Annotated in this window: 19 protein-coding genes, 5 tRNA genes and 2 pseudogenes; 16 read left to right on the top strand and 10 right to left on the bottom strand. The window is 69.9% G+C overall.

The features are described 5' to 3' along the window. Window positions 1-99, top strand: a pseudogene (locus tag ACGFYU_RS27530) (acyl-CoA carboxylase subunit epsilon); the annotation flags it as partial. A 160-nt stretch (window positions 100-259) separates the two neighbouring features. On the opposite strand, the gene ACGFYU_RS27525 reads toward ACGFYU_RS27530, so the two are convergent. The 8 genes from ACGFYU_RS27525 to ACGFYU_RS27490 form a co-directional block, all read right to left on the bottom strand. Continuing rightward, on the bottom strand, window positions 260-841 hold the full coding sequence (locus ACGFYU_RS27525) for an ATP/GTP-binding protein (protein WP_393829981.1): 582 nt from the start codon (window positions 839-841) through the stop codon (window positions 260-262). Then, complete coding sequence (locus ACGFYU_RS27520) at window positions 822-1,379, bottom strand: DUF742 domain-containing protein (protein ID WP_393829980.1); 558 nt, start codon at window positions 1,377-1,379, stop codon at window positions 822-824. The genes ACGFYU_RS27525 and ACGFYU_RS27520 overlap by 20 nt, the downstream gene beginning before the upstream one ends. A gap of 93 nt (window positions 1,380-1,472) precedes the next feature. Then, complete coding sequence (locus ACGFYU_RS27515) at window positions 1,473-1,886, bottom strand: roadblock/LC7 domain-containing protein (protein ID WP_030037347.1); 414 nt, start codon at window positions 1,884-1,886, stop codon at window positions 1,473-1,475. 10 nt (window positions 1,887-1,896) lie between these two features. Next, window positions 1,897-5,097 (bottom strand): nitrate- and nitrite sensing domain-containing protein, encoded by a 3,201-nt coding sequence (locus ACGFYU_RS27510; protein ID WP_393829979.1) that lies wholly within the window; start codon window positions 5,095-5,097, stop codon window positions 1,897-1,899. A 334-nt stretch (window positions 5,098-5,431) separates the two neighbouring features. Beyond that, window positions 5,432-6,013 (bottom strand): ATP/GTP-binding protein, encoded by a 582-nt coding sequence (locus ACGFYU_RS27505; protein ID WP_365166226.1) that lies wholly within the window; start codon window positions 6,011-6,013, stop codon window positions 5,432-5,434. Continuing rightward, window positions 5,994-6,386, bottom strand: a complete 393-nt coding sequence (locus ACGFYU_RS27500) for a DUF742 domain-containing protein (RefSeq protein WP_007266775.1) — start codon at window positions 6,384-6,386, stop codon at window positions 5,994-5,996. The genes ACGFYU_RS27505 and ACGFYU_RS27500 overlap by 20 nt, the downstream gene beginning before the upstream one ends. Before the next feature lie 149 nt (window positions 6,387-6,535). Further along, complete coding sequence (locus ACGFYU_RS27495) at window positions 6,536-6,949, bottom strand: roadblock/LC7 domain-containing protein (RefSeq protein ID WP_008739864.1); 414 nt, start codon at window positions 6,947-6,949, stop codon at window positions 6,536-6,538. A gap of 9 nt (window positions 6,950-6,958) precedes the next feature. Beyond that, the gene (locus ACGFYU_RS27490; RefSeq protein ID WP_393829978.1) at window positions 6,959-10,573 is read right to left on the bottom strand and encodes a nitrate- and nitrite sensing domain-containing protein; all 3,615 of its coding nucleotides are present in this window, start codon (window positions 10,571-10,573) and stop codon (window positions 6,959-6,961) included. A gap of 569 nt (window positions 10,574-11,142) precedes the next feature. Here ACGFYU_RS27490 and ACGFYU_RS27485 point away from each other — a divergent pair. The 9 genes from ACGFYU_RS27485 (at window position 11,143) to ACGFYU_RS27445 (ending at window position 15,128) form a co-directional block, all read left to right on the top strand. After that, on the top strand, window positions 11,143-11,334 hold the full coding sequence (locus tag ACGFYU_RS27485) for a hypothetical protein (protein ID WP_393829977.1): 192 nt from the start codon (window positions 11,143-11,145) through the stop codon (window positions 11,332-11,334). Between the two features lie 96 nt (window positions 11,335-11,430). Further along, window positions 11,431-12,219 carry a fumarylacetoacetate hydrolase family protein gene (locus tag ACGFYU_RS27480; protein WP_393829976.1) on the top strand — a complete coding sequence of 263 codons (789 nt, stop codon included), beginning with the start codon at window positions 11,431-11,433 and terminating at the stop codon, window positions 12,217-12,219. Further along, window positions 12,212-13,690, top strand: a complete 1,479-nt coding sequence (gene gltX, locus ACGFYU_RS27475) for a glutamate--tRNA ligase (protein WP_393829975.1) — start codon at window positions 12,212-12,214, stop codon at window positions 13,688-13,690. The genes ACGFYU_RS27480 and gltX overlap by 8 nt, the downstream gene beginning before the upstream one ends. Window positions 13,691-13,811: 121 nt before the next feature. Beyond that, on the top strand, window positions 13,812-14,540 hold the full coding sequence (locus tag ACGFYU_RS27470; RefSeq protein ID WP_393829974.1) for an HAD family hydrolase: 729 nt from the start codon (window positions 13,812-13,814) through the stop codon (window positions 14,538-14,540). A gap of 86 nt (window positions 14,541-14,626) precedes the next feature. After that, window positions 14,627-14,698, top strand: a tRNA-Gln gene (locus tag ACGFYU_RS27465). A 27-nt stretch (window positions 14,699-14,725) separates the two neighbouring features. Further along, window positions 14,726-14,798: transfer RNA gene (locus ACGFYU_RS27460), tRNA-Glu, on the top strand. Between the two features lie 61 nt (window positions 14,799-14,859). Next, window positions 14,860-14,932: transfer RNA gene (locus ACGFYU_RS27455), tRNA-Glu, on the top strand. A 24-nt stretch (window positions 14,933-14,956) separates the two neighbouring features. Continuing rightward, window positions 14,957-15,028, top strand: a tRNA-Gln gene (locus ACGFYU_RS27450). Window positions 15,029-15,055: 27 nt separating this feature from the next. Beyond that, window positions 15,056-15,128: transfer RNA gene (locus tag ACGFYU_RS27445), tRNA-Glu, on the top strand. A 160-nt stretch (window positions 15,129-15,288) separates the two neighbouring features. Here the strand turns inward: ACGFYU_RS27445 and ndgR are convergent. Then, complete coding sequence (gene ndgR / locus ACGFYU_RS27440; RefSeq protein ID WP_007266782.1) at window positions 15,289-16,005, bottom strand: IclR family transcriptional regulator NdgR; 717 nt, start codon at window positions 16,003-16,005, stop codon at window positions 15,289-15,291. Window positions 16,006-16,124: 119 nt separating this feature from the next. On the opposite strand from ndgR, the gene leuC reads away from it, so the two are divergent. The 4 genes from leuC (at window position 16,125) to ACGFYU_RS27420 (ending at window position 19,324) form a co-directional block, all read left to right on the top strand. Continuing rightward, a complete protein-coding gene (gene leuC / locus ACGFYU_RS27435) occupies window positions 16,125-17,549 on the top strand; it encodes a 3-isopropylmalate dehydratase large subunit (protein WP_393829973.1) in 1,425 nt (474 codons plus the stop codon). 5 nt (window positions 17,550-17,554) lie between these two features. Beyond that, entirely contained in the window at window positions 17,555-18,148 is a 594-nt protein-coding gene (gene leuD / locus ACGFYU_RS27430; protein WP_382640946.1) for a 3-isopropylmalate dehydratase small subunit, read from the top strand. Between the two features lie 137 nt (window positions 18,149-18,285). Next, window positions 18,286-18,513 (top strand): hypothetical protein, encoded by a 228-nt coding sequence (locus tag ACGFYU_RS27425; RefSeq protein ID WP_079429951.1) that lies wholly within the window; start codon window positions 18,286-18,288, stop codon window positions 18,511-18,513. Window positions 18,514-18,658: 145 nt separating this feature from the next. Further along, window positions 18,659-19,324 carry an HU family DNA-binding protein gene (locus ACGFYU_RS27420; protein ID WP_393829972.1) on the top strand — a complete coding sequence of 222 codons (666 nt, stop codon included), beginning with the start codon at window positions 18,659-18,661 and terminating at the stop codon, window positions 19,322-19,324. 292 nt (window positions 19,325-19,616) lie between these two features. Here the strand turns inward: ACGFYU_RS27420 and cofC are convergent. Further along, window positions 19,617-20,270, bottom strand: a pseudogene (cofC, locus tag ACGFYU_RS27415) (2-phospho-L-lactate guanylyltransferase); the annotation flags it as partial. A gap of 190 nt (window positions 20,271-20,460) precedes the next feature. Between cofC and ACGFYU_RS27410 the strand changes: the two are divergent. After that, a complete protein-coding gene (locus ACGFYU_RS27410) occupies window positions 20,461-21,213 on the top strand; it encodes a lysophospholipid acyltransferase family protein (protein WP_393829971.1) in 753 nt (250 codons plus the stop codon). Next, entirely contained in the window at window positions 21,210-22,220 is a 1,011-nt protein-coding gene (locus ACGFYU_RS27405) for an NAD(P)H-dependent glycerol-3-phosphate dehydrogenase (protein ID WP_393829970.1), read from the top strand. The genes ACGFYU_RS27410 and ACGFYU_RS27405 overlap by 4 nt, the downstream gene beginning before the upstream one ends. Window positions 22,221-22,249: the final 29 nt, after the last annotated feature.

Here is a 22,249-nt window from a genome sequence, read left to right as displayed (position 1 = left end):
GCCACCCCCGAGATCCCCGCCCCCACCCGCTCCCAGGCCGGCTGGCGCCGCCTGGAACGCACCCCGGGCTTCCGCGCCCCCCACAGCTGGCAGGGCTGATTCCAGAGCCCCAGAAGGCCCCGCACCCGCTCCAGGGTGCGGGGCCTTCCGCGTACGCGCAGGAGAGTCCCCGCGGCGGACCACGGCGCACGCGAAGGCCCCCGTGTCGCGGGACACGGGGGCCTTTCGTACGCGGCTGGAGCCGCCGGCAGGAGCCGGACTACCGCAGGCGCGCCATGAGGGCGTGCTCGACGAGCGTGATGAGCGCGCTCTTGGCGTCCGCCCGGTGGCGGGCGTCGGTGGTGATGATGGGGGCGTCCGGGCCGATCTGCAGGGCCTCGCGGACTTCCTCCGGGGTGTAGGGCTGGTGCCCGTCGAAGCCGTTGAGGGCGATGACGAACGGCAGCCCGCTGTTCTCGAAGTAGTCGACGGCCGGGAAGCAGTCGGCGAGGCGGCGCGTGTCCACGAGGACGACGGCGCCGATCGCGCCGCGGACGAGGTCGTCCCACATGAACCAGAAGCGGTCCTGTCCCGGGGTACCGAAGAGGTACAGGATCAGGTCCTGGTCCAGGGTGATGCGGCCGAAGTCCATGGCGACCGTGGTGGTCGTCTTGTCACCGGTGTGGGTGAGGTCGTCGATGCCCGCGGAGGCGCTGGTCATGACGGCTTCGGTGCGCAGGGGGTTGATCTCGGAGACCGCGCCGACGAACGTGGTCTTGCCCACGCCGAAGCCGCCCGCCACCACGATCTTCGCGGAGGTGGTGGAACGAGCGGTTCCGCCGTTAGAGCTTGCGAAGTCCACTGAGCACCCTTTCGAGCAGTGTCACGTCTGGCTGGCCGCCGGCGGACTCGTCGCCGCCGGGCTGGTGAATGGCGACAAGGCCCGCCTCAGCCAGGTCGGCGACGAGGATGCGGGCCACACCAAGAGGAATGGAGAGAAGTGCCGAGATCTCCGCGACGGATTTGATCTCCTGGCACAGGCGGCAGATGCGCTGGTGCTCGGGCAACTGCCCTTGCAGCCGCGTGGGATCGGCCGTGGTACTGACCAGCGCCTCGATGGCGAGCTGGTAGCGCGGCCGGGTACGGCCGCCGGTCATCGCGTACGGGCGCACCAGCGGGTTGTGGGCCTTCGGAGCCGGCTGCCGCATGGCGCGCGGAGGCTGCTGCTGAGGCATCTGGGGCTGCTGAGGCGGCTGGGGCTGTCCGTACGGCTGCTGCTGGTACGGGTTGTGCTCCGGCACGGGCCGGCTGGGAGCGGAAGGGAAGTTGAAGCGGTTCTGGTCGTGCCCACCCTGCGGCTGCTGCGCGCCGCCATAAGGATGTCCTCCGGGTGTTGTCACGTTTCCTCCTCCGACTCCAAGAACGCAGTACTCCCTGTGGAACCGCGCCACCGCACCCTATGGTGCGATGACGCGAAACGCACTGCCTGTCTGCTAGTTGAGAAGACTGCCCTGCAGCTCGGCGCGCAGGTCCGGGGTGAGGACACTGCCCGCGCGATCCACCAGAAGAGCCATCTCGTAGCCCACGAGGCCGATGTCGCACTCGGGGTGCGCGAGCACCGCGAGCGAAGATCCGTCCGAGACGGACATGAGGAAAAGGAACCCTCGGTCCATCTCGACCACCGTCTGGTTGACGGCGCCGCCCTCGAAGATGCGGGAGGCTCCGGCGGTCAGCGAGGTCAGACCGGAGGCCACGGCCGCCAGCTGATCGGCGCGGTCACGCGGGAATCCGTCGGACATCGCCAGAAGAAGGCCGTCGGCGGAGACCACCACCGTGTGGGACACCCCGGGGGTGTTGTCCACGAAGTTGGTGATCAACCAGTTCAGGTTCTGTGCCGCCTGGCTCATCGGGCTCACACTAACGCTCCTGGTCATAGCTGTTACTTGACTGCTCGGAACCCGCGCTGCGTCCCTGCTGGACACCGCGCCGCAGGTTGCTCAACCTGCCGCGGACGTCCTCCGGGGCGCGGGAGACCTGGGGGCCGCCCTGCGGGGTCGTCTCCGCAGCACCCTCGACCAGGTTGGCCTTGGGCACCCGCCGAGGGAGACCGGACGGGGTGACCCCGCCCGCCTTCGGCTCACGGAGTTTGGCCGCCTGCTGCCAGCGCTCGTCGTTGCCCGAACGCCAGCCGGTGTCGGCTTCCTTCTCCTCCGGGGCCCGCTCCGGGGCGGCGGCCTGCCGCTGACGCGGCGGGCGCTGCTCGAAGAGGGATCCGGGGGACTCCGCTTCCTGCTGTGCCGGCTGCCACTGCTGCTGGCTGCCGCGGCGCGGCAGGCCCGCTCCGGTCACCTCGTGACCGGTGTCGGCAGTGGCGCCCGGACGGTCGAAGCCTACGCGGTCCGGGGCCTGTTCGGGACCGGCAGGGGGTTCCGATTCGGTCCCGTAATCCTGCTGGTAGGCCGCCGGGTAGGGGTTCTGCTGGGGCCAGTCTGCCTGCTCCGACTGGGCTTCGTAGCCACCGTCGTAGGACTGGGCCTCCTGCTGCTGATCCTCGTACCCAGCTTCCGGATACGAGTAACCCTGCTGCGGGTACGCGTCGTAGCCCTGCTGAGCCTGCTGGGGCTCGTAGGAGGCGTCGTAGCCCTGCTCGGACTGCTGCTCGTAGCCCTGGTACGGCTGGTACCCGTGCTCAGGCTGAGGTTCCGCATACTGCTGGTCGGCCTGGGCCGCCTGGTCGTCGAACCGCTGCTCCTGGGCGTAGCCGACCTGGGCCTCGAGCGCGGCACGCCGCTCCTCGCGTACGAGGGACCGCCCCACCGGGTCGAGATCGCGCGGGTCGCCGCCCGGCTGGTCGTAGCGGGAGTCGTCGAAACCGAGCTCGGCGGCCGTGCGCAGGGGCGGGGCCAGCTGGGCCTTCTGCTCCGGGATGATCTGGGAGACGGTGAAGTCGTCGTCCGGAATGCCCTCGCCGCCGCCACCGTGGGTGATGGCGTCGGGGAGCATGACCAGCGAGGTCGTGCCCGCCGCCTCGCCCGAGGGGCGCAGCTGGACGCGGATGCTGTGGCGGTCCGCCAGCCGGCCGACCACGAACAGACCCATGCGCTGCGAGATCGCGGCGTCCACGGTCGGCGGGTTGGCCAGCTTGTGGTTGATGTCCGCGAAGTCCTCGGCGGTGAGGCCGATGCCCTTGTCGTGGATCTCGACCATCACGCGGCCGTCGGGCAGACGCGTGGCGTTGACGCGGACCTTGGTCTGCGGGGAGGAGAACGTGGTGGCGTTCTCCAGCAGCTCGGCGAGCAGGTGCACGAGGTCGGTCACGGCCTGGCCGTGGATCTCGGCGTCGGAGACGCCCGAGAGCTCGATGCGCTCGTACTGCTCCACCTCGGAGGAGGCGGCGCGCAGGACGTCGACGAGGGGGACCGGCTGGTCCCAGCGGCGGCCCGGGTTCTCACCCGCGAGGATGAGGAGGTTCTCGCCGTTGCGGCGCATACGGGTGGCCAGGTGGTCCAGGCGGAAGAGGTTCTCCAGCTGGTCCGGGTCCGCCTCGTTGTTCTCCAGGTCGGTGATGAGGGTCAGCTGGCCCTCGATCAGCGACTGGTTGCGCATCGAGAGGTTCGTGAAGATCGCGTTGACGTTCCCTCGCAGGAGCGCCTGCTCGGCGGCGAGCCGGACCGCTTCCCGGTGGACCTGGTCGAAGGCGCGGGCGACCTCGCCGATCTCGTCCTGGGAGTCGATCGGGATCGGGTGGACGCGGGTGTCCACCTTGCCCGGGTCGGTGCGCGAGAGCTGGTCGACGAGCATCGGCAGGCGCTGCTCGGCGATGTCGAAGGCGGCACGGCGCAGGCGGCGCATGGAGCGGCCCATCTGGCGGGCCATCAGGCCCGCGAAGATGAAGGCGGCGAGCAGGGCGACGACCACGATCGCGCCGTTGGTGATGGCGTCGGTGCGGGCGTCGTCGGAGACCGCGACGGCGTCCTTGACGGCCTTGTCGAGGAGGTCCTTCTCGATCTCGTCGTAGCCGTCGAACTTCGCGGTGGCGGCGGCCTGCCAGGCCATGGGCGTGGTGCCGGCGGCGGCCAGCTTGGTCTTGTCCTGGCCGCTGGCGATCGCCTCGGTCATGCCGGTCAGGACCGACTTGTTGGCCGCGACCGGCGGGGGCACGAACTTGACGCCCGCCTGCTCGGCCTTCTGCTTGGCCTCGGCGAGCTTGGCCGCGCCCTCGTCGGACTTCCGCTGCATCACCTGCTTGAGGTGGTTCACGTCGTCCTCGGTACCCGCCGCGACGTACTCGCCGATGGCGATTTCCTCGAGGTAGGCGTAGGAGGAGAAGGCGACGAGCTGTGCCTTGCGGATGTTCTCGTCCGTGCTCGGGCGGACCAGCAGATGGGTGCCGACGGAGCGCTGCAGCGAGTTCGCCGCCTTGGCCAGCTGGACCGCGTAGACCATGCGGCCGTACGAGGTCACGTTCCCGGTGCCGAGGCCCAGCTCGTTCGCGAACTGCATGAGGTAGTGCTGGACCAGCACGTACCCCTCTTCGGTCGGGATGGGGCCGGGCGCGGTGGGGAGGCTCTTCTTCGGGGTCTCGATCGCGGCCTGGTACGCGCTCTTGCGGACGTCCTGGAGCCTGGGCTCCTCCGCGCGGAAGAGCTCCAGACGCCGTTCCATGCCCTGGTTCTTCGGCAGGTCCTGGACGGCCTGGTCGAACTTCACCTTGGCCGCGTCGGTGTTCCCGCGGACCTTGGTGACGACCTCGCCGGCCTGCTGGCCGCTCAGCAGCGGCTCGGCGCTGAGGTCGCGCTCGTTGAGGAGCGCCTGGCTGTATTCGGAGGCCGCCTGGACGACCCTGGCTATCTTCTCGGCGTCCTTGGCCTCGTTCCAGGTGTCGATGGAGCCCTTCACCTGGTAGCCGCCCATGACCAGCCCGACGAGGGCCGGCACGAGCAGGATGGCGTTCAGACGCGTCGGCACGCGCCAGTTGCGGGGGGAGAACCTGCTGGAGCTCCCCCCGCTCGCGGGTGGTTCCACGGGCACGTCGACGGGCGACGCGGCCGCTCGCGGCGGCGGGGTGAAGTTGCCGCGCGCGGATTCAACCGCGGGGCTTGCGTTGCTTCGCCTCACTCGACCAACAACCTTCCGGCGGTGCTACTAGCTAGTTCGTTGAATTCCAGCACGATTGACGGCCGCGCTCCAAACAGTTGAAAGCGGCCATTCCCAGAGCCTTGTCCCCCACGTAAAACGGACATAAAGAGCGTCCTACGGCAAAAATGGGGGGAGTTGTGAGCGCAGCGGCATCAACCGAATGCGCCCTGTGGCGAACTGGCCGCAATTGTCTGTCGAAACGTTATGAACGAAGAGGGCGGGCCGTGTCCTATGACACAGCCCGCCCCCTCACGTTGTGAAGAACCAGTGGTACTTGAGTGGTGCCGCTTGAGCCGGGCGGGCGGTGTGGGTGTTACTTGAGGCGTGCCATGAGGGCGTGCTCGACGAGTGTGATGAGCGCGCTCTTGGCGTCCGCCCGGTGGCGGGCGTCGGTGGTGATGATGGGGGCGTCCGGGCCGATCTGCAGGGCCTCGCGGACTTCCTCCGGGGTGTAGGGCTGGTGTCCCTCGAAGCCGTTGAGGGCCACGACGAACGGCAGCCCGCTGTTCTCGAAGTAGTCCACCGCGGGGAAGCAGTCGGCCAGCCGGCGGGTGTCGACCAGCACGATCGCACCGATGGCGCCGCGGACGAGGTCGTCCCACATGAACCAGAAGCGGTCCTGACCGGGGGTACCGAAGAGGTACAGGATCAGGTCCTGGTCCAGGGTGATGCGGCCGAAGTCCATGGCGACCGTGGTGGTCGTCTTGTCACCGGTGTGGGTGAGGTCGTCGATACCGGCGGAGGCGCTGGTCATGACGGCTTCGGTGCGCAGTGGGTTGATCTCGGACACGGCTCCGACGAACGTGGTCTTGCCCACGCCGAAGCCGCCCGCGACCACGATCTTCGCGGAGGTGGTGGAGCGGGCCGCCCCGCCGTTAGAGCTTGCGAAGTCCACTGAGCACCCTTTCGAGCAGCGTGACGTCCGGCGTGCCGCCGGCCTCTCCATTGCCCGGCTGGTGGATGGCCACCATTCCGGCCTCCGCCAGGTCGGCGACGAGGATCCGGGCGACACCGAGCGGCATCGACAGCAGTGCGGAGACCTCCGCGACCGACTTGACCTCGCGGCACAGGGTGCAGATGCGCTGGTGCTCAGGGAGCAGGCCGGACAGGTGCATCGGATCGGCCGTGGTGCTGACCAGGGCCTCGATGGCGAGCTGGTAGCGGGGTCGGGTCCGGCCGCCGGTCATCGCGTACGGACGCACCAGCGGCTGGTCGCCTTCCGAGTACGAATCTCCGTACGCATCGGGGTAGGCGGGGGGCGGGGTCATTGATCCTCCGGGCTGGACAGCAGTGGTCAGCGTGCCGTCTGACAGGGCGGCCGGTGGGGGGACGGGATGACGGCCTGTCGGTGGTACTGGGTTCCGGGGCGGACCCCGGTCTCCCGGCCGGTAGTACCGTCCGGCCGGGAGAGGGAAAGTCAGATGAGCAGGCTTCCCTGGAGTTCCGCTCGCAGGTCCGGGGTGAGGACACTGCCGGCACGGTCCACGAGGAGGGCCATCTCGTAGCCCACGAGGCCGATGTCGCACTCGGGGTGCGCCAGTACGGCCAGCGAGGACCCGTCGGAGACGGACATGAGGAAGAGGAATCCCCGGTCCATCTCGACCACGGTCTGGTTGACGGCGCCGCCCTCGAAGATGCGGGAGGCTCCGGCGGTCAGCGAGGTCAGACCGGAGGCCACGGCCGCCAGCTGGTCCGCGCGGTCACGGGGGAAACCTTCGGACATCGCCAGAAGGAGTCCGTCGGCGGAGACCACCACCGTGTGGGACACCCCGGGGGTGTTGTCCACGAAGTTGGTGATCAACCAGTTCAGGTTCTGTGCCGCCTGGCTCATCGAACTCAACTATCGCTCCTGCTGGTAAGTGGGGTCGATGTGGTAACTGCCGGTCGCCGGGCCGCTGCTGCCGGCCTGACGGCCCTGCTGGATACCGCGTCGGAGGTTGGTCAGGCGGCCGCGGACGTCGTCCGGGGCACGCGAGACCTGCGGACCGGGCTGCGCGTCGGCCTGCTGCTGCGCGGTGCCGGCCACGAGGTTGGCCCGCGGGACACGGCGGGGCAGGCCCGAGGTCGTGATGCCGCCGGCGGCGGGCTGGCGCACGCGCTCGGCCTGTCGCATCAGCTCGTCGTTCGGCGAGGACTTCCAGCTGACGGTCGGCATGGCGCCGGTCGCCGCGGTGGCGGGCTCCGGCGCCTGCTCCTGGCCGCGCTGCGGCAGGTGCTGCTGCGGAGCGGGGGCCGCCGGGGCGGACTGCTGCGGCTGCTGGCCCTGCTGGGGTATCGCCGTGGACGGCGCCTGCGCGGGGGCCTGCTGCTGGCCCTCCTCGCGGAACCAGTTCGACTCCAGCGTGTCGAAGATCGGGCTGCGGGCCTCCGCCGAGGCGGGGGCCGGGGGCAGCGCCTCGGGCCGGTGGGCCTGCGGCAGCCGCGGGGCCTCCGGACGCTGGGGCGCCGCGGGGGCGTAGCCACCCTGCTGCTGGGCCTGAGGCTGCTGCGGGGCCTGGGGCTGGCGGGCGTAGCCGCCGACACCGGGACCGCCGGGCCGCTGCTGCGGGTAGCCGGGGCGCTCGAACTGGCCGGTGGCGGACGGGTCCACGGGACCCCGTACGTCCGGGCGCTCGAACTGTCCGGTCGTGCTGTTCAGGCCGTCCGCCTGCGGCATCGGGGCGTTGAAGTCCGGGCGCGCGAACTCGGCCGTCGAGCCGGGGCCCGAGAGCTCGTCGTGGCCGCGGGCCTGGTCGGCACCCCAGCTGGTGGTCTGCGGGCTCGGAAGCTCCGCACGCGGGGCGCCACCGCGCGGCGGCAGCTGCGGCCGGGGGCCGCGCGGAGCCGGAGCCGCGGGAGCGGCCGACTGCTGCTGGTGCTGCGGAGCCTGCTGGGGCTGCTGCGGACGCTCGAAGCCGTTGCCCTGCGGGAAGCCGCCCTGACCGGAAGCGGTCGGCGCGGGCGCCGGACGGGCCTGCGGACCGCGGCCCGCGAGTGGCGCACCGGCACCGAAGGCACCCTGACCCTGACCCGCGGTCGTCGGACCCGGCTGCGGGCGGCCGCCGGGTGCACCCGGACCGCCCTGCGGGCCCTGCGGACGCTGCCCGGCACCGGCACCGTCGCGTCCCGGCAGGGCGGCACGCTGGCCGCCACCGGCGACCTGGCCGCGCTGCGGAGCCGCGCCCACGGGCGGACGCGCGCCCGCACCGGGAACGGAAGCCTGCTTGCCGGGACCGCCCTGGTTGCCCGGAGCGGCACCGGGGCCACCCTGCGGACCGCCGGAGGCACCCGGCATCGGGCCCGGCTTCTTGCCGCCCTGGGCGACGTCCACCGGAAGCATGACGAGGGCCGTCGTACCGCCCGAGTCGGAGGGGCGCAGCTGGATGCGGATGCCGTGTCGCAGGGACAGGCGGCCGACCACGAACAGACCCATTCGACGGGACACCGAGACGTCCACGGTGGGCGGCGAAGCGAGCCGCTCGTTGATCGCGGCGAGGTCCTCGGGGGAGAGGCCGATACCGGTGTCGTGGATCTCGACGAGCACACGGCCGTCGGGCAGCGCGTGACCGGTGACCTTGACCTTGGTCTGCGGGGAGGAGAACGAGGTGGCGTTCTCCAGCAGCTCGGCGAGGAGGTGCACGAGGTCGTTGACGACGCGACCGGCCACGTCGGTGCCGGGCACCGACGCCAGTTCGATGCGCTCGTACTGCTCCACCTCGGACGCGGCGGCGCGGAGCACGTCGACGAGCGGGACGGGGCGGGTCCACCGGCGGCCCGGCTCCTCGCCCGCGAGGACGAGGAGGTTTTCGCCGTTACGGCGCATGCGGGTCGCGAGGTGGTCGAGCTTGAAGAGCGAGGACAGCTGGTCCGGGTCGGCCTCGCGCGACTCCAGTTCGGAGATGAGCGACAGCTGACGCTGGATGAGGCCCTGGGAGCGGCGCGAGAGGTTGGTGAACATCGCGTTGACGTTGCCCCGCAGGAGGGCCTGCTCGGCGGCGAGGCGGACGGCCTCGCGGTGCACGTCGTCGAAGGCCGCGGCCACCTGGCCGATCTCGTCGCGGGTGTGCAGGCCGACGGACTCCACGGACGTGTCCACGTCCTGCGGGTCGGACTCCGACAGCTGCTTGACGAGCTCGGGCAGTCGGTCCTGGGCCACGCGGGTCGCGGTGTCCTGGAGGCGGCGCAGCGAGCGGATCATCGAGCGGGCCATGACGAAGGCGCCGACGAGGGAGACACCGAGGACGAGGAGGATCAGGGCACCGTTGATGATGGCGTCCTGCTGCGACTCGTTCTTGAGCTCGCGGGCCTTCTGCTCCATGTCCTCGAGCAGCGTCAGCTCGATCTGCTTCATGGCCTGGAGCTTGGTGTCGTCGGCGTCGTACCAGTCCATCCAGGACCGGTTCTTCTCCTTGCCGAACTGCCCCTCGGTGGCCAGGACGCGGCGCGCGTAGTGGTCGGCGGTGCCGATCTCCGTGTTGCCGTCGCCGAGCGAGGAGAGGAGCTCCTCGGAGTGGCCCTGGTAGACGAGTTCGAAGGTCTTCTTCGCCTGCTGCTCGCCCTTGAGCGCGGAGAGACCGTAGAGCCGGTCGTTCTCCTTGAGCGTGCCCTGCTTCTCGGCGCTGTCGGGGAGCGAGGCGGCGATGATCGCGCGCTGGACGGAGGCGTACTCCTTGGAGGCGGAGAAGGCCGCCAGGGCGCGCGTGCGCTTGATCATCTCCGGGTTGGAGGTGGCCTGGGCCATGTCCGCGGAGAGCGAGAGCAGCGAGACGATCAGCGCGTTGTACTCGGTGACGGTCTGCTGGGCGCCGTTGGCGTACGCCTTCTTGCGGATTTCCTCGAGGTTGGTGAGCTGGCGGCCGATCTGCAGGATGTTGTTGCGGATCGACTTGAGCGTCTCGTCCTTGTCCTCCGTGTTGTCGACCTTGTCGGTCGCGGCGGCGAAGGACTTGGCGGCGGAGTCGGTCGTCTCACGGACGCCGTCGACGATGCTGTTCTGCTTGCCCGGCGCGACGGACAGCGGACCCGCGGACTTGTCGCGCTCCTCCTGGAGCGCGGCGGCCAGGTTGGTGGCCTGCCGGGTCATCGTCGTCAGCAGCTGCATGTGCTCCAGCTGGGCGATGTCGTTGAGCGAGTCGTTGATGCGGAAGCCACCGAGCGTGGTGGCGGCGACGACCGGCAGGGTCAGCAGCGACACGAGGCGCGTGCTGATGCGCCAGTTCTGCATCGCGAGACGGGAACCGGGCCCACTGGGGGCCTTGGGTATCGCCACGTCCTGCTCGACCGACCCGGCCTTGGCGGGCTTGGCGGCCTTGGACCTGCCTCGGCCCTTCGCCTTCACCGTCGTGGAGGAGTCGGGGCCTGCGCCTTCGACAGCCGGCCCGCGGTTCTGGGCGTGCTGGGGCGAGGAGCCACGGTCGGTCCCGCCGCGGGGCTCCTGCTCCGCCGCAGCGCTGTCCCTCTTGAATCGTCCCTGCACTAGCGTCGCAACCTCTGGACCAGGCGTCCCGCCGGGCGACCGGTGGGACGGTGTCGAGTCGTGGGGCACTGACGGCCCCATGGTGGTCGTCGGTGACCGGCGCGTCTCCCTCTCCTTGCCGCCGCGCGCAGCGCTGTCTTGCGCCACCTGCGCGCCGGCTGATACCCGCGGCGGTCCCGCGAATTCCAGCACAGTGGAGGATCTCCAACAAGGTGCGAGCGTCGGCCCGGAGAGTCGGTGACGGTTCGTGACAGACGCGCTACGCGATGTGGGACCGATTCCGCGACAAAGCGGACTTACGCCCTCCAAACGCGGAGGCTGTCAAGGTGTCCCAGTCGAGATGATCAGCAGCGGAATGACTCATTCAGTGGCGCAATGTCTGTTTTGCGGGGCAGAATTGACTGTCCGTTATGCCGGTAATGCCAGGTCACGGGTGAGCAAACTCACATAGTCGTGGCCATTACTTCCTGGTTCGGCGGGGGATTCAGATGTTTAGCCTTGCCTCTTCAAGGGTTGGCGCATGCACCGACCGACACCATTCACTCCGAGCCGAGGGCCCGAAAACTCCGATGAAGACGACGTCGCCGATGTTCCGCAACATAGCCAACCCCCGCCGCACCACCCTCGCGCACCTCAGGGACGCCGAGGAGCTGCAGGCGGCCCCGGCCACCCCGGAGCACGCCGTCGAGCTGCCGACCCAGACCGCGAACCCGCGCCGCACGATCCTGATGGACGCACCCGAGGCCACCGCCGCGCAGTAGCCGCCGCGGAACAGAACGCGAAGCGCCGCTGCCCGCCGCGTTAGCCTGGGGACGCAGACTCCAGCCAGCGGAATACAAGAGGGGCAGACGCAACACGTGCGCATCGCCAGGTTCTCGATCGACGGCAATGTCGCCTTCGGCGCGGTCGAGGGCGACGCCGCCCCCGGCGCCGAAGGGGAGCTCGTCCTCGACATCATCAAGGGCATCCCGTTCGCGGACTTCGAGCTCTCCGGTACGAAGGTCCCGCTGAGCAAGGTCCGGCTGTTGCCGCCCGTGCTCCCCAACAAGGTCGTGGCCATCGGCCGCAACTACGCGGAGCACGCGGCGGAGCTGGGTAACGAGGTCCCGGACGCCCCGATCACCTTCTTCAAGCCCTCCACCTCGGTGGTCGGCCCGGGCGACCCGATCACGTACCCCTCCTTCTCCCAGGACCTCCACCACGAGGCGGAGCTCGCCGTGGTCATCGGCCGCATGTGCCGCGAGGTCCCCAGGGAGCGCGTCAAGGACGTCATCCTCGGCTACACCTGCGCCAACGACGTCACCGCGCGCGACGTCCAGCAGCGGGAGAAGCAGTGGGCCCGGGCCAAGGGCTTCGACAGCTCCTGCCCCCTCGGCCCCTGGATCGAGACCGACCTGGACCCGAGCGACCTGACCATCCAGTGCACCGTCAACGGCGAACAGCGCCAGCTCGGCCGCACCAGCGACATGGTTCGCTCCATCGAGGACCTGATCGTCCACATCACCGAGGCCATGACGCTGCTCCCGGGCGACGTCATCCTCACGGGGACCCCGGCCGGAGTCGGCCCCCTCAACGTCGGCGACGAGGTCGCCGTCACCATCGAAGGCATCGGCACTCTCACCAACAAGGTGATCAAGCGTGGCTAACGCGAACGTCCGCGTACGTTTCTGTCCCTCCCCGACCGGCAACCCCCACGTGGGTCTGGTCCGCACGGCCCTCTTCAACTGGGCGTTCGCCCGCCACCACGGCGGTACGTTCGTCTTCCGGATCGAGGACACCGACGCGGCCCGCGACTCCGAGGAGTCGTACAACCAGCTGCTCGACTCGCTGCGCTGGCTCGGCTTCACCTGGGACGAGGGTCCCGAGGTGGGCGGCCCGCACGCCCCGTACCGCCAGTCCGAGCGCATGGACATCTACGCGGACGTCGCGAAGAAGCTGATCGACGGCGGCTACGCGTACAACTGCTACTGCACCACCGAGGAGCTCGACGCGCGCCGCGCGGCCGCCCGCGCGGCCGGCAAGCCCTCGGGCTACGACGGCCACTGCCGCGAGCTCAGCGCCGCGCAGCTGGAGGCGTACCAGGGCGAGCACCGCTCCTCGATCGTCCGATTCCGGATGCCCGACGAGCCCATCACCTTCACGGACCTCGTCCGCGGCGAGCTCACCTTCACCCCGGACAACGTGCCGGACTTCGGCATCCTCCGGGCCAACGGCGCGCCGCTGTACACGCTGGTCAACCCGGTCGACGACGCGCTGATGGAGATCACCCACGTCCTGCGCGGCGAGGACCTGCTCTCCTCGACCCCCCGCCAGATCGCCCTGTACAAGGCGCTGATCGAGCTGGGCGTGGCCAAGGGCATCCCGTCCTTCGGCCACCTGCCGTACGTGATGGGCGAGGGCAACAAGAAGCTCTCCAAGCGCGACCCCGAATCCTCGCTCAACCTGTACCGCGAGCGCGGCTTCCTCCCCGAGGGCCTGCTGAACTACCTCTCGCTCCTCGGCTGGTCCTTCTCCAAGGACCAGGACGTCTTCTCCATCGAGGAGATGGTCGGGAAGTTCGACATCGACGGCGTCAACGCCAACCCGGCGCGCTTCGACCTCAAGAAGGCCGAGTCGATCAACGGCGACCACATCCGCCTCCTCGACCCGAAGGCTTTCGCGGACGCCTGCACCCCGTGGCTGCGGGCCCCGCACGCCAACTGGGCGCCCGAGGACTTCGACGCCGAGGCGTGGGCGCGCATCGCGCCGTACGCCCAGACCCGTGTGACGGTCCTGTCGGACATCACGGCCAACGTCGACTTCCTGTTCCTGAAGGAGCCGGTCGAGGACCAGGCCTCGTGGGACAAGGCCATGAAGGGCGAGCCGGCGGCCCTGCTGACCACGGCGCGCGAGAACCTGGCGAACGCCGACTGGTCGGACCCGGAGTCCCTCAAGCAGGCCGTCCTGACCGCCGGCGAGGCCCACGGCCTCAAGCTCGGCAAGGCCCAGGCGCCGGTCCGCGTGGCCGTCACCGGGCGGACGGTCGGCCTCCCCCTCTTCGAGTCCCTGGAGATCCTGGGCAAGGAGCGCTCCCTGTCCCGCATCGACGCGACGCTGGCCAAGCTGGCCGCCGCGTAACCCGCACCCGTACGCACCCTCGGGGGGCGGCAGCCGATCTCTCTCGGCCGCCGCCCCCCGAGGCGTTCCGGAAGACCGGAAACGCCTCCGTGGAGGCCGCCTGCGGCGTAGGGTCGGTCATATGCCGATCCGTGCCGTGCTGTGGGACATCGACGACACCCTGTTCGACTACACCGGGGCCGATGCGGCCGGGCTCGCGCGGCAGCTGGACGCCGAGCGGTTGGCGGAGCGGTACGGGACTCCCGAACAGGCGCTGGCGCTGTGGCGGGAGATCACCGATCGGCACTGGGCGCGCTTCGCTGCCGGCGAGGGGACCTTCCAGGGTCAGCGCCAGGCGCGGGTGCGGGAGTTCCTCGGGGAGCCCTCGATGACCGCGGACGAGGCCGATGCCTGGTTCGACCGGTACATCGAGCACTACAAGGCCCAGTGGACCGTCTTCCCCGACGTGGTGCCCGCCCTCGACGCCCTCGCCGAGGACTACCGGCACGGGGTGCTCTCCAACTCCTCCACCGTCAACCAGGACCCCAAACTGCGTGAGCTCGGCCTGCGCGACCGCTTCGAGGTGCTGGTCTGCGCCGTCGAGCTCGGCGTCAGCAAGCCGGAGGCCGGCGCCTTCCTGGCCGCCTGCGACGCGATGGGGCTGCCGCCGGGCGACGTGGCGTACGTGGGGGACCAGCCGGAGATCGACGCCCGCGGGGCCCGGGACGCCGGCCTGCTGGCCGTCTGGCTCGACCGCGACGGCGGACGCGGGGCCGGGCCCGACGGCGTGCACCGGATCGCAGGCCTCGAACAGCTGCCGGAGCTGCTGGCAGGGGATACCCGTTTTGGAGCACGGTCAGGCATCCGGTAATGTTCTTTCTGCGCCGCCGGAGCGGGCCGAAAGGCCGGACGGGGGCGCCACTCGAAAGAAAGTTCCGATAAGGGCTTGACTTTCGGTGGGGTATAGTGTAATTGGCAACACGAGGGTTTCTGGTTCCCTTATTCTAGGTTCGAGTCCTGGTACCCCAGCGCAGTGCAGCAGTAACGCAGTGCTTTGCCCCCGTTGTGTAGCGGCCTAGCACGCCGCCCTCTCAAGGCGGTAGCGCCGGTTCGAATCCGGTCGGGGGTACAGATCCTTCCCGTGAGGTGTCCTGGGTAGCTCCCGTACGTCTTGATGCAGGATCGCTAGGGCCCCCGTTGTGTAGCGGCCTAGCACGCCGCCCTCTCAAGGCGGTAGCGCCGGTTCGAATCCGGTCGGGGGTACTGTTGGTCTGGTATAGACCACTTTGGGCTATGGTGTAATTGGCAACACGAAGGTTTCTGGTTCCTTTGTTCTAGGTTCGAGTCCTGGTAGCCCAGCGCAGTGCAGCGCAAGCTGTAAGGCATGCCCCCGTTGTGTAGCGGCCTAGCACGCCGCCCTCTCAAGGCGGTAGCGCCGGTTCGAATCCGGTCGGGGGTACGCATCGAAGAGGCCCTCCGCGTTCATCGCGGAGGGCCTCTTTCGTCGTTCCCGCGCACCGGGCTCCCGGGTGCAAGTGAGGGCCCGGCGGCGCGTGTTCGGACGTGTGCGGCGTCGTACGCGCCCCCGGGCCCGGGGGAGTGACAGGTGGGTGCGGAGGTCAGCCGGAGCGGCGCAGGGCCTCCGTGAGGCGGGCGGCCGCGTCTATGACGGCCTGGGCGTGCATCCGGCCCGGGTGGCGGGTCAGCCGCTCGATCGGCCCGGAGACCGACACGGAGGCCACCACGCGGTTCGACGGCCCGCGCACGGGCGCCGAGACGGAGGCCACACCGGGCTCCCGCTCGCCGATCGACTGCGCCCAGCCGCGACGCCGCACGCCCGAGAGCGCCGTCGCCGTGAAGCGCGCCCCCTGGAGGCCGCGGTGGAGCCGCTCCGGCTCCTCCCAGGCCATCAGGATCTGCGCGGCCGAGCCGGCCTTCATGGGGAGCGTGGAGCCCACCGGGACGGTGTCGCGGAGGCCCGAGAGCCGTTCCGCGGCCGCCACGCAGATGCGCATGTCTCCCTGACGGCGGTAGAGCTGCGCGCTCTCGCCCGTCACGTCCCGGAGGTGCGTGAGTACCGGTCCCGCCGTGGCCAGCAGGCGGTCCTCGCCGGCCGCGGCGGCGAGCTCCGCCAGCCGCGGGCCGAGGATGAACCGGCCCTGCATGTCCCTCGCCACCATCCGGTGGTGTTCCAGTGCCACGGCAAGGCGATGTGCCGTGGGTCGTGCGAGCCCTGTCGCCGCGACCAGCCCGGCGAGGGTGGCCGGACCGGACTCCAGTGCGCTCAGTACCAGAGCTGCCTTGTCGAGAACGCCGACGCCGCTAGAGTTGTCCATGAAACGATATTCACGTCTCACACTGTGAAACGCAAGTTCAATTTTTCCAAGAACCAGCGAGTCTGTATGTACGGGTCCACGAACCACTGGGCCCGGGACGGTGAGCCGGAGGGAAAGCGATGGGTAGGACACTCGCGGAGAAGGTCTGGGACGACCACGTCGTCCGGCGCGCCGAAGGCGAGCCCGACCTCCTCTTCATTGATCTGCACCTGCTGCACGAGGTGACCAGCCCGCAGGCCTTCGACGGTCTGCGTCAGGCCGGCCGCAAGGTCCGACGCCTCGACCTCACCATCGCGACCGAGGACCACAACACCCCCACCATCGACATCGACAAGCCGATCGCGGACCCGGTCTCCCGGGCCCAGCTGGAGACGCTGCGCAAGAACTGCGCCGAGTTCGGTGTTCGCCTGCACTCGCTGGGTGACGTCGAGCAGGGTGTCGTCCACGTCGTGGGACCGCAGCTGGGCCTGACCCAGCCCGGCACCACGGTGGTCTGCGGCGACTCCCACACCTCCACCCACGGCGCCTTCGGCGCGCTGGCCTTCGGCATCGGCACCAGCCAGGTCGAGCACGTGCTGGCCACCCAGACCCTGCCGCTGGCCCGCCCCAAGACGATGGCGATCACCGTCACCGGCGAGCTGGCCGAGGGTGTCACCGCGAAGGACCTGATCCTGGCGATCATCGCCAAGATCGGCACCGGCGGCGGCCAGGGCTACATCCTGGAGTACCGCGGCGAGGCCGTCGAGAAGCTGTCGATGGAAGCCCGCATGACCATCTGCAACATGTCGATCGAGGCCGGTGCCCGCGCGGGCATGATCGCCCCCGACCAGACCACCTTCGACTACCTGGAGGGCCGCGACCACGCGCCCAAGGGCGAGGACTGGGACGCGGCGGTCGCGTACTGGAAGACCCTGCGCACCGACGAGGACGCGGTCTTCGACGCCGAGGTCGTCATCGACGGCTCCGCGCTGTCCCCGTTCGTCACCTGGGGCACCAACCCGGGCCAGGGCGCGCCGCTGTCGGCCAACGTCCCCGACCCGGCTTCGTACGAGGACGCTTCGGAGCGCCTGGCCGCCGAAAAGGCCCTGGAATACATGGGGTTGACCGCCGGACACCCGCTGCGTGAGATCAAGGTCGACACCGTCTTCGTAGGTTCCTGCACCAACGGCCGCATCGAGGACCTGCGCGCCGTCGCCGGGATCATCGAGGGCCGCAAAGTCGCCGACGGCGTACGGATGCTGGTCGTCCCCGGCTCCGTCCGGGTCGCCCTCCAGGCCGTGGAGGAGGGCCTGGACAAGGTCTTCAAGGAGGCCGGCGCCGAGTGGCGGCACGCGGGCTGTTCGATGTGTCTGGGCATGAACCCCGACCAACTGGCCCCCGGTGAGCGCTCCGCGTCCACCTCCAACCGCAACTTCGAGGGCCGGCAGGGCAAGGGCGGGCGTACGCACCTGGTCTCCCCGCAGGTGGCCGCCGCCACCGCGGTGCTGGGCCATCTGGCCTCGCCCGCCGACCTGTCCGACGCCACCGCCACCGCCGGAGTCTGAGAACCATGGAAGCCTTCACCACCCACACCGGCCGGGCCGTCCCGCTGCGTCGCAGCAACGTCGACACCGACCAGATCATCCCGGCCCACTGGCTGAAGAAGATCACCCGCGACGGGTTCGAGGACGGGCTCTTCGAGGCCTGGCGCAAGGACCCGGAGTTCGTCACCAACCGCCCGGAGCGCGCCGGGGCGACCGTGCTGGTCGCCGGCCCCGACTTCGGTACCGGTTCCTCGCGCGAGCACGCCGTATGGGCCCTGCAGAACTTCGGCTTCAAGACGGTCATCTCCTCCCGCTTCGCCGACATCTTCCGCGGGAACTCGCTGAAGAACGGCCTGCTGACCGTCGTACTGCCGCAGGAGACCGTCGACCGGCTCTGGGAGCTGACCGAGGCCGACCCGACCGCCGAGATCACGGTCGACCTGGTCGCCCGCCAGGTGCGAGCGGAAGGCGTCGAGGCGGAGTTCGAGCTCGACGACAACGCCCGCTGGCGTCTGCTGGAGGGTCTGGACGACATCTCGCTCACCCTTCAGAACGAAGCGGACATCGCCACGTACGAAAGCGCCCGACCGGCCTTCAAGCCGCGCACGATTCAGGCCTGATTCCGGCCTGATCAGGGCTTATTCGCCCTTGGGTGATCACTTCGACAACACTGTGCCCCCCGCCTTACGGCGGGGGGCACAGGCGTTTGTTGAGGCCCCGTGAGGCGACAACTCGCCCCAGATGGCACAATCTGTGCATGGAACGCGACAGTCAACTCGAGCTCTACGAACTCGTCGCGGACCGGTTGAAAGAAGCACACACACGGGTGCGCGCACTGCAAGTCCCGGAGGGCGTAAGGATGGCGCTGTCCCGGAAGCTGTTGGTCGTCACGGCCGCGGCGAAGCACGATCTCGCCGATGCGGCAAGGCGCCTGGACAGGTTGATGAAGGACCTCGACGAGGGTCGATTCCCTGAAGGCGACTGATGCGAAGGAACTCCGTAACGGCCTCCAGCGTTGCGGCACTAGGGTGATTAGCCCGTTTCGTGTTTGATTTGCGGTATATATCCGCCTAACGTGCGAAATAAGCTTGAACACATTCGTTCTGGCGAAGTCTCCGAAGGGGAAGACGTTGAACAAGGCGCAGCTCGTAGAAGCGATTGCCGACAAGCTGGGCGGCCGCCAGCAGGCCGCGGACGCTGTCGACGCGGTACTGGACGCGATCGTCCGCGCTACCGTCGCGGGCGACCGGGTCTCGGTCACGGGCTTCGGCTCGTTCGAGAAGGTCGATCGTCCGGCCCGTTACGCCCGCAACCCGCAGACCGGAGAGCGCGTCCGGGTCAAGAAGACCTCGGTGCCCCGCTTCCGTGCGGGCCAGGGGTTCAAGGACCTGGTCAGCGGCACCAAGAAGCTCCCCAAGGGCGGCGAGGTCTCCGTCAAGAAGGCGCCCAAGGGCAGCCTCAGCGGTGGCGCCGCGATCAAGAAGGTCGCCGCGAAGAAGGTCACCGCCAAGAAGGCGGCGGCAAAGACCGCGGTCGCAAAGAAGGCCGCCGTCAAGAAGACCGCGGTCGCGAAGAAGGCGGCGGTGAAGACCACGGCCGCCGCGAAGAAGACGACGGCCGCGGCGAAGAAGGCCACCACCGCCAAGAAGGCGACGGCGGCGGCCAAGAAGACCACCGCCACCGCGAAGAAGACCGCCCCGGCGGCCAAGAAGGCCACCGCGGCGACGAAGGCGCCCGCCAAGAAGACGGCGACGCGCAAGGCCACCGCGAAGAAGACCACCGCCCGCAAGAAGTAGGGGCACGAGTCACACACGCCGGGCCGGTTTCCCCACCGCGGGGAAGCCGGCCCGCGGTGCGTTTTCGCAGGTGAGGGCCGTGTGCGGGTCAGAACGTCTGCAGCGTGACCAGGGTGATCCGCAGGCTCGGACCCTCGCCGTCCGTCTCGATCCGGACCCGCTGCCCGGGCCGCAGCAGGCGCAGGCCCCCCGCGTCGAAGGCCGCGGCCTCGAAGGGCACCGGGGTGCCGTCGTCCAGCAGCACACTGCCGCTGCGGGTCTGGGAGTCGTACGTGTACGCGGTCGCCTGCATACCGGCACTGTATCGGGCCGTGTGACGGCCCACACCGAGGGCGAGCGCCGTCCGCAGGTCCTCCGCCGTGTCCACGTCCCGGCGCACGCTGTCCACGCCCGCCAGAGCGATTTCCACCGCCCCCGACGCGGAATGCCTCGCCCGCGAGGGGCCGCCGAACGAGGGTGCCAATTCCACCTCCGGAGCCGCGGAAAGCAAGGTCGTCCCGATTCCGGCCGCATCCGCCAGAAATGCCCGGGGAAATGCGGAGGCGGTTTCGAGCACGCGTAGCAATTCCGGCGGCCGCAGTGCCGGCAGATCCGCGTTCATCGCGGCCACGGCCGCCCCCGGCCGCCCCGCACGTATCGCCCGCGCCCCGTGGGCCAGCGCCGCGTTGAGCCCGGCACCCGGGGCGTCCGGCACGATCCGCGCGCCCAGCCGGGCCAGTTCCGCACCGGCCTCCGCGTCGTCCGTGACGACCACCACATCCGCGACCGCCGCGCAGGCCAGCGCCCCCGCCACGGTGTCCTGGGCGAAGGCGAGCGCTAGCCCCGGGCGGGACGCGCCCACGGCCGCCGCCAGACGGCTCTTGGCCCTCGCCAGAGGCTTCAGCGGGACCACCAGACTCCAGACGGCGTTCGTGACGGACCCCTTCCCTCCGGTGCGCTCCGGCACATTCACAGGCCATGGCCGGGTCATGACCGGGTCATGTGTCGGCCCATTGTCACCTCCGCCCGGGCAACCCGGGGGTCCGGTGCCCTGAGCGGGGCGTACGGTGTTCTCGACAGAGACCGGGCCTGGGGCCACACTTGTCCGGCCCACGAGGTGCCCAAGCTGCGCACCGGTCCTAGAGGAAGGTGTCCGAGTGTCCCGCCGCAGAATCGGCTTCTGGTACCGCCTGGCGGCGGTCATCGCAAAACCGCCGCTGGTAGTGCTCTTCAAGCGGGACTGGCGGGGAATGGAGCACATTCCGGCCGAGGGCGGCTTTATCACCGCCGTCAATCACAACTCGTATCTGGACCCGCTGTCCTACGCGCACTTCCAGTACAACACCGGCCGGGTGCCCCGATTGCTCGCGAAGGCCGCCCTCTTCAAGGTGCCCGTCGTCGGCGCGATCCTGCGCGGATCCGGGCAGATCCCGGTCTACCGCGAGACCACCAACGCCCTGGACGCGTTCCGCGCCGCGGTGGACGCGATCGAGCGCGGCGAATGCGTGGCGTTCTACCCGGAGGGCACCCTCACCCGCGACCCCGACATGTGGCCGATGGCCGGCAAGACCGGCGCCGCCCGCGTCGCGCTGATCACCAAGGCCCCCGTCATTCCGGTGGCCCAGTGGGGCGCGAACCTCGCGATGCCGCCCTACGCCAAGGAGGACAAGGTCCGGCTCTTCCCGCGCAAGACCCTCCAGGTGCTCGCGGGACCGCCCGTGGACCTCTCCGCGTACTACGACCGGGAACCCACCCCGGACGTGCTCAAGGAGGTCACCGAGGTCATCATGGCGGCCATCACCGCGCTGCTGGAGGACGTACGCGGAGAGACCGCGCCCGAGCAGCCGTACGACCATCGCAAGGCCAGGGCGGAACAGCGGCGCAAGGCCGCGGGGGAGGGCAAGAAGTGACACGTCCCGTCAAGGCGACCGTCTTCGGAACCGGCTCGTGGGGCACGGCCTTCGCCATCGTCCTCGCCGACGCCGGCTGCGAGGTGACCCTCTGGGGCCGCCGCCGGGAAGTGGTCGACGCCATCAACACCGGCCGGACCAACCCGGACTACTTCCCCGACGTCGAACTGCCGGCGATCCTCCGCGCCACCACCGACCCCGCCGAGGCCGCCGCGGGCGCCGACTTCACCGTCCTCGCCATCCCCTCCCAGACCCTGCGCGGCAACCTCGCCGCCTGGGCGCCGCTGCTGGCCCCCGACACCGTGCTCGTCTCCCTCATGAAGGGCATCGAACTCGGCACCGCCAAGCGGATGAGCGAGGTCATCGAGGAAGTCGCCAAGGTCCCGGCCGAGCGCATCGCCGTCGTCACCGGACCCAACCTGGCCGCCGAGATCGCCGCCCGGCAGCCCGCCGCCTCCGTCGTCGCCTGCGTGGACGAGGCCGTCGCCCAGCGCCTCCAGGCCGCCTGCCACACCCCGTACTTCCGCCCGTACACGAGCACCGACGTCATCGGCTGCGAACTCGGCGGCGCCGTCAAGAACGTCATCGGCCTCGCCGTCGGCATCGCCGACGGCATGGGCCTCGGAGACAACACCAAGGGCTCGCTCATCACCCGCGGACTGGCCGAAGCCACCCGCCTGGGCGTGGCGATGGGCGCCGACCCGCTCACCTTCTCCGGCCTCGCCGGCCTCGGCGACCTGGTCGCCACCTGCTCCTCGCCGCTCTCCCGGAACCACACCTTCGGCACCAACCTCGGCCGCGGGATGACCCTGGAGGAGACCATCGCGGTCACCAAGCAGACCGCCGAGGGCGTCAAGTCCTGCCAGTCCGTGGCCGATCTGGCACGCCGCCACGGGGTGGACATGCCGATCACCGACACCGTCGTGGACATCGTCCACCACGGCAAGCCGACCCTGGTCGCGCTCAAGGAACTGATGGGACGCAGCGCCAAACCGGAACGGCGCTGACTCCTTTCCGGACGCACGAGCGGGTACCC

The organism is Streptomyces sp. NPDC048337 (assembly GCF_043201175.1).
In the GTDB taxonomy this organism is placed as follows: domain Bacteria; phylum Actinomycetota; class Actinomycetes; order Streptomycetales; family Streptomycetaceae; genus Streptomyces.
This window is presented reverse-complemented; position numbering and strand designations above follow the sequence as displayed.

Bases quoted from the DNA above. Each gene is read 5' to 3' on its own strand.
- ACGFYU_RS27515 (WP_030037347.1), bottom strand. From the start codon at position 1,886: ATGAGCCAGGCGGCACAGAACCTGAACTGGTTGATCACCAACTTCGTG.
- ACGFYU_RS27500 (WP_007266775.1), bottom strand. From the start codon at position 6,386: ATGACCCCGCCCCCCGCCTACCCCGATGCGTACGGAGATTCGTACTCG.
- ACGFYU_RS27495 (WP_008739864.1), bottom strand. From the start codon at position 6,949: ATGAGCCAGGCGGCACAGAACCTGAACTGGTTGATCACCAACTTCGTG.
- ACGFYU_RS27485 (WP_393829977.1), top strand. From the start codon at position 11,143: ATGAAGACGACGTCGCCGATGTTCCGCAACATAGCCAACCCCCGCCGC.
- ACGFYU_RS27470 (WP_393829974.1), top strand. From the start codon at position 13,812: ATGCCGATCCGTGCCGTGCTGTGGGACATCGACGACACCCTGTTCGAC.
- ndgR (WP_007266782.1), bottom strand. From the start codon at position 16,005: ATGGACAACTCTAGCGGCGTCGGCGTTCTCGACAAGGCAGCTCTGGTA.
- leuC (WP_393829973.1), top strand. From the start codon at position 16,125: ATGGGTAGGACACTCGCGGAGAAGGTCTGGGACGACCACGTCGTCCGG.
- leuD (WP_382640946.1), top strand. From the start codon at position 17,555: ATGGAAGCCTTCACCACCCACACCGGCCGGGCCGTCCCGCTGCGTCGC.
- ACGFYU_RS27425 (WP_079429951.1), top strand. From the start codon at position 18,286: ATGGAACGCGACAGTCAACTCGAGCTCTACGAACTCGTCGCGGACCGG.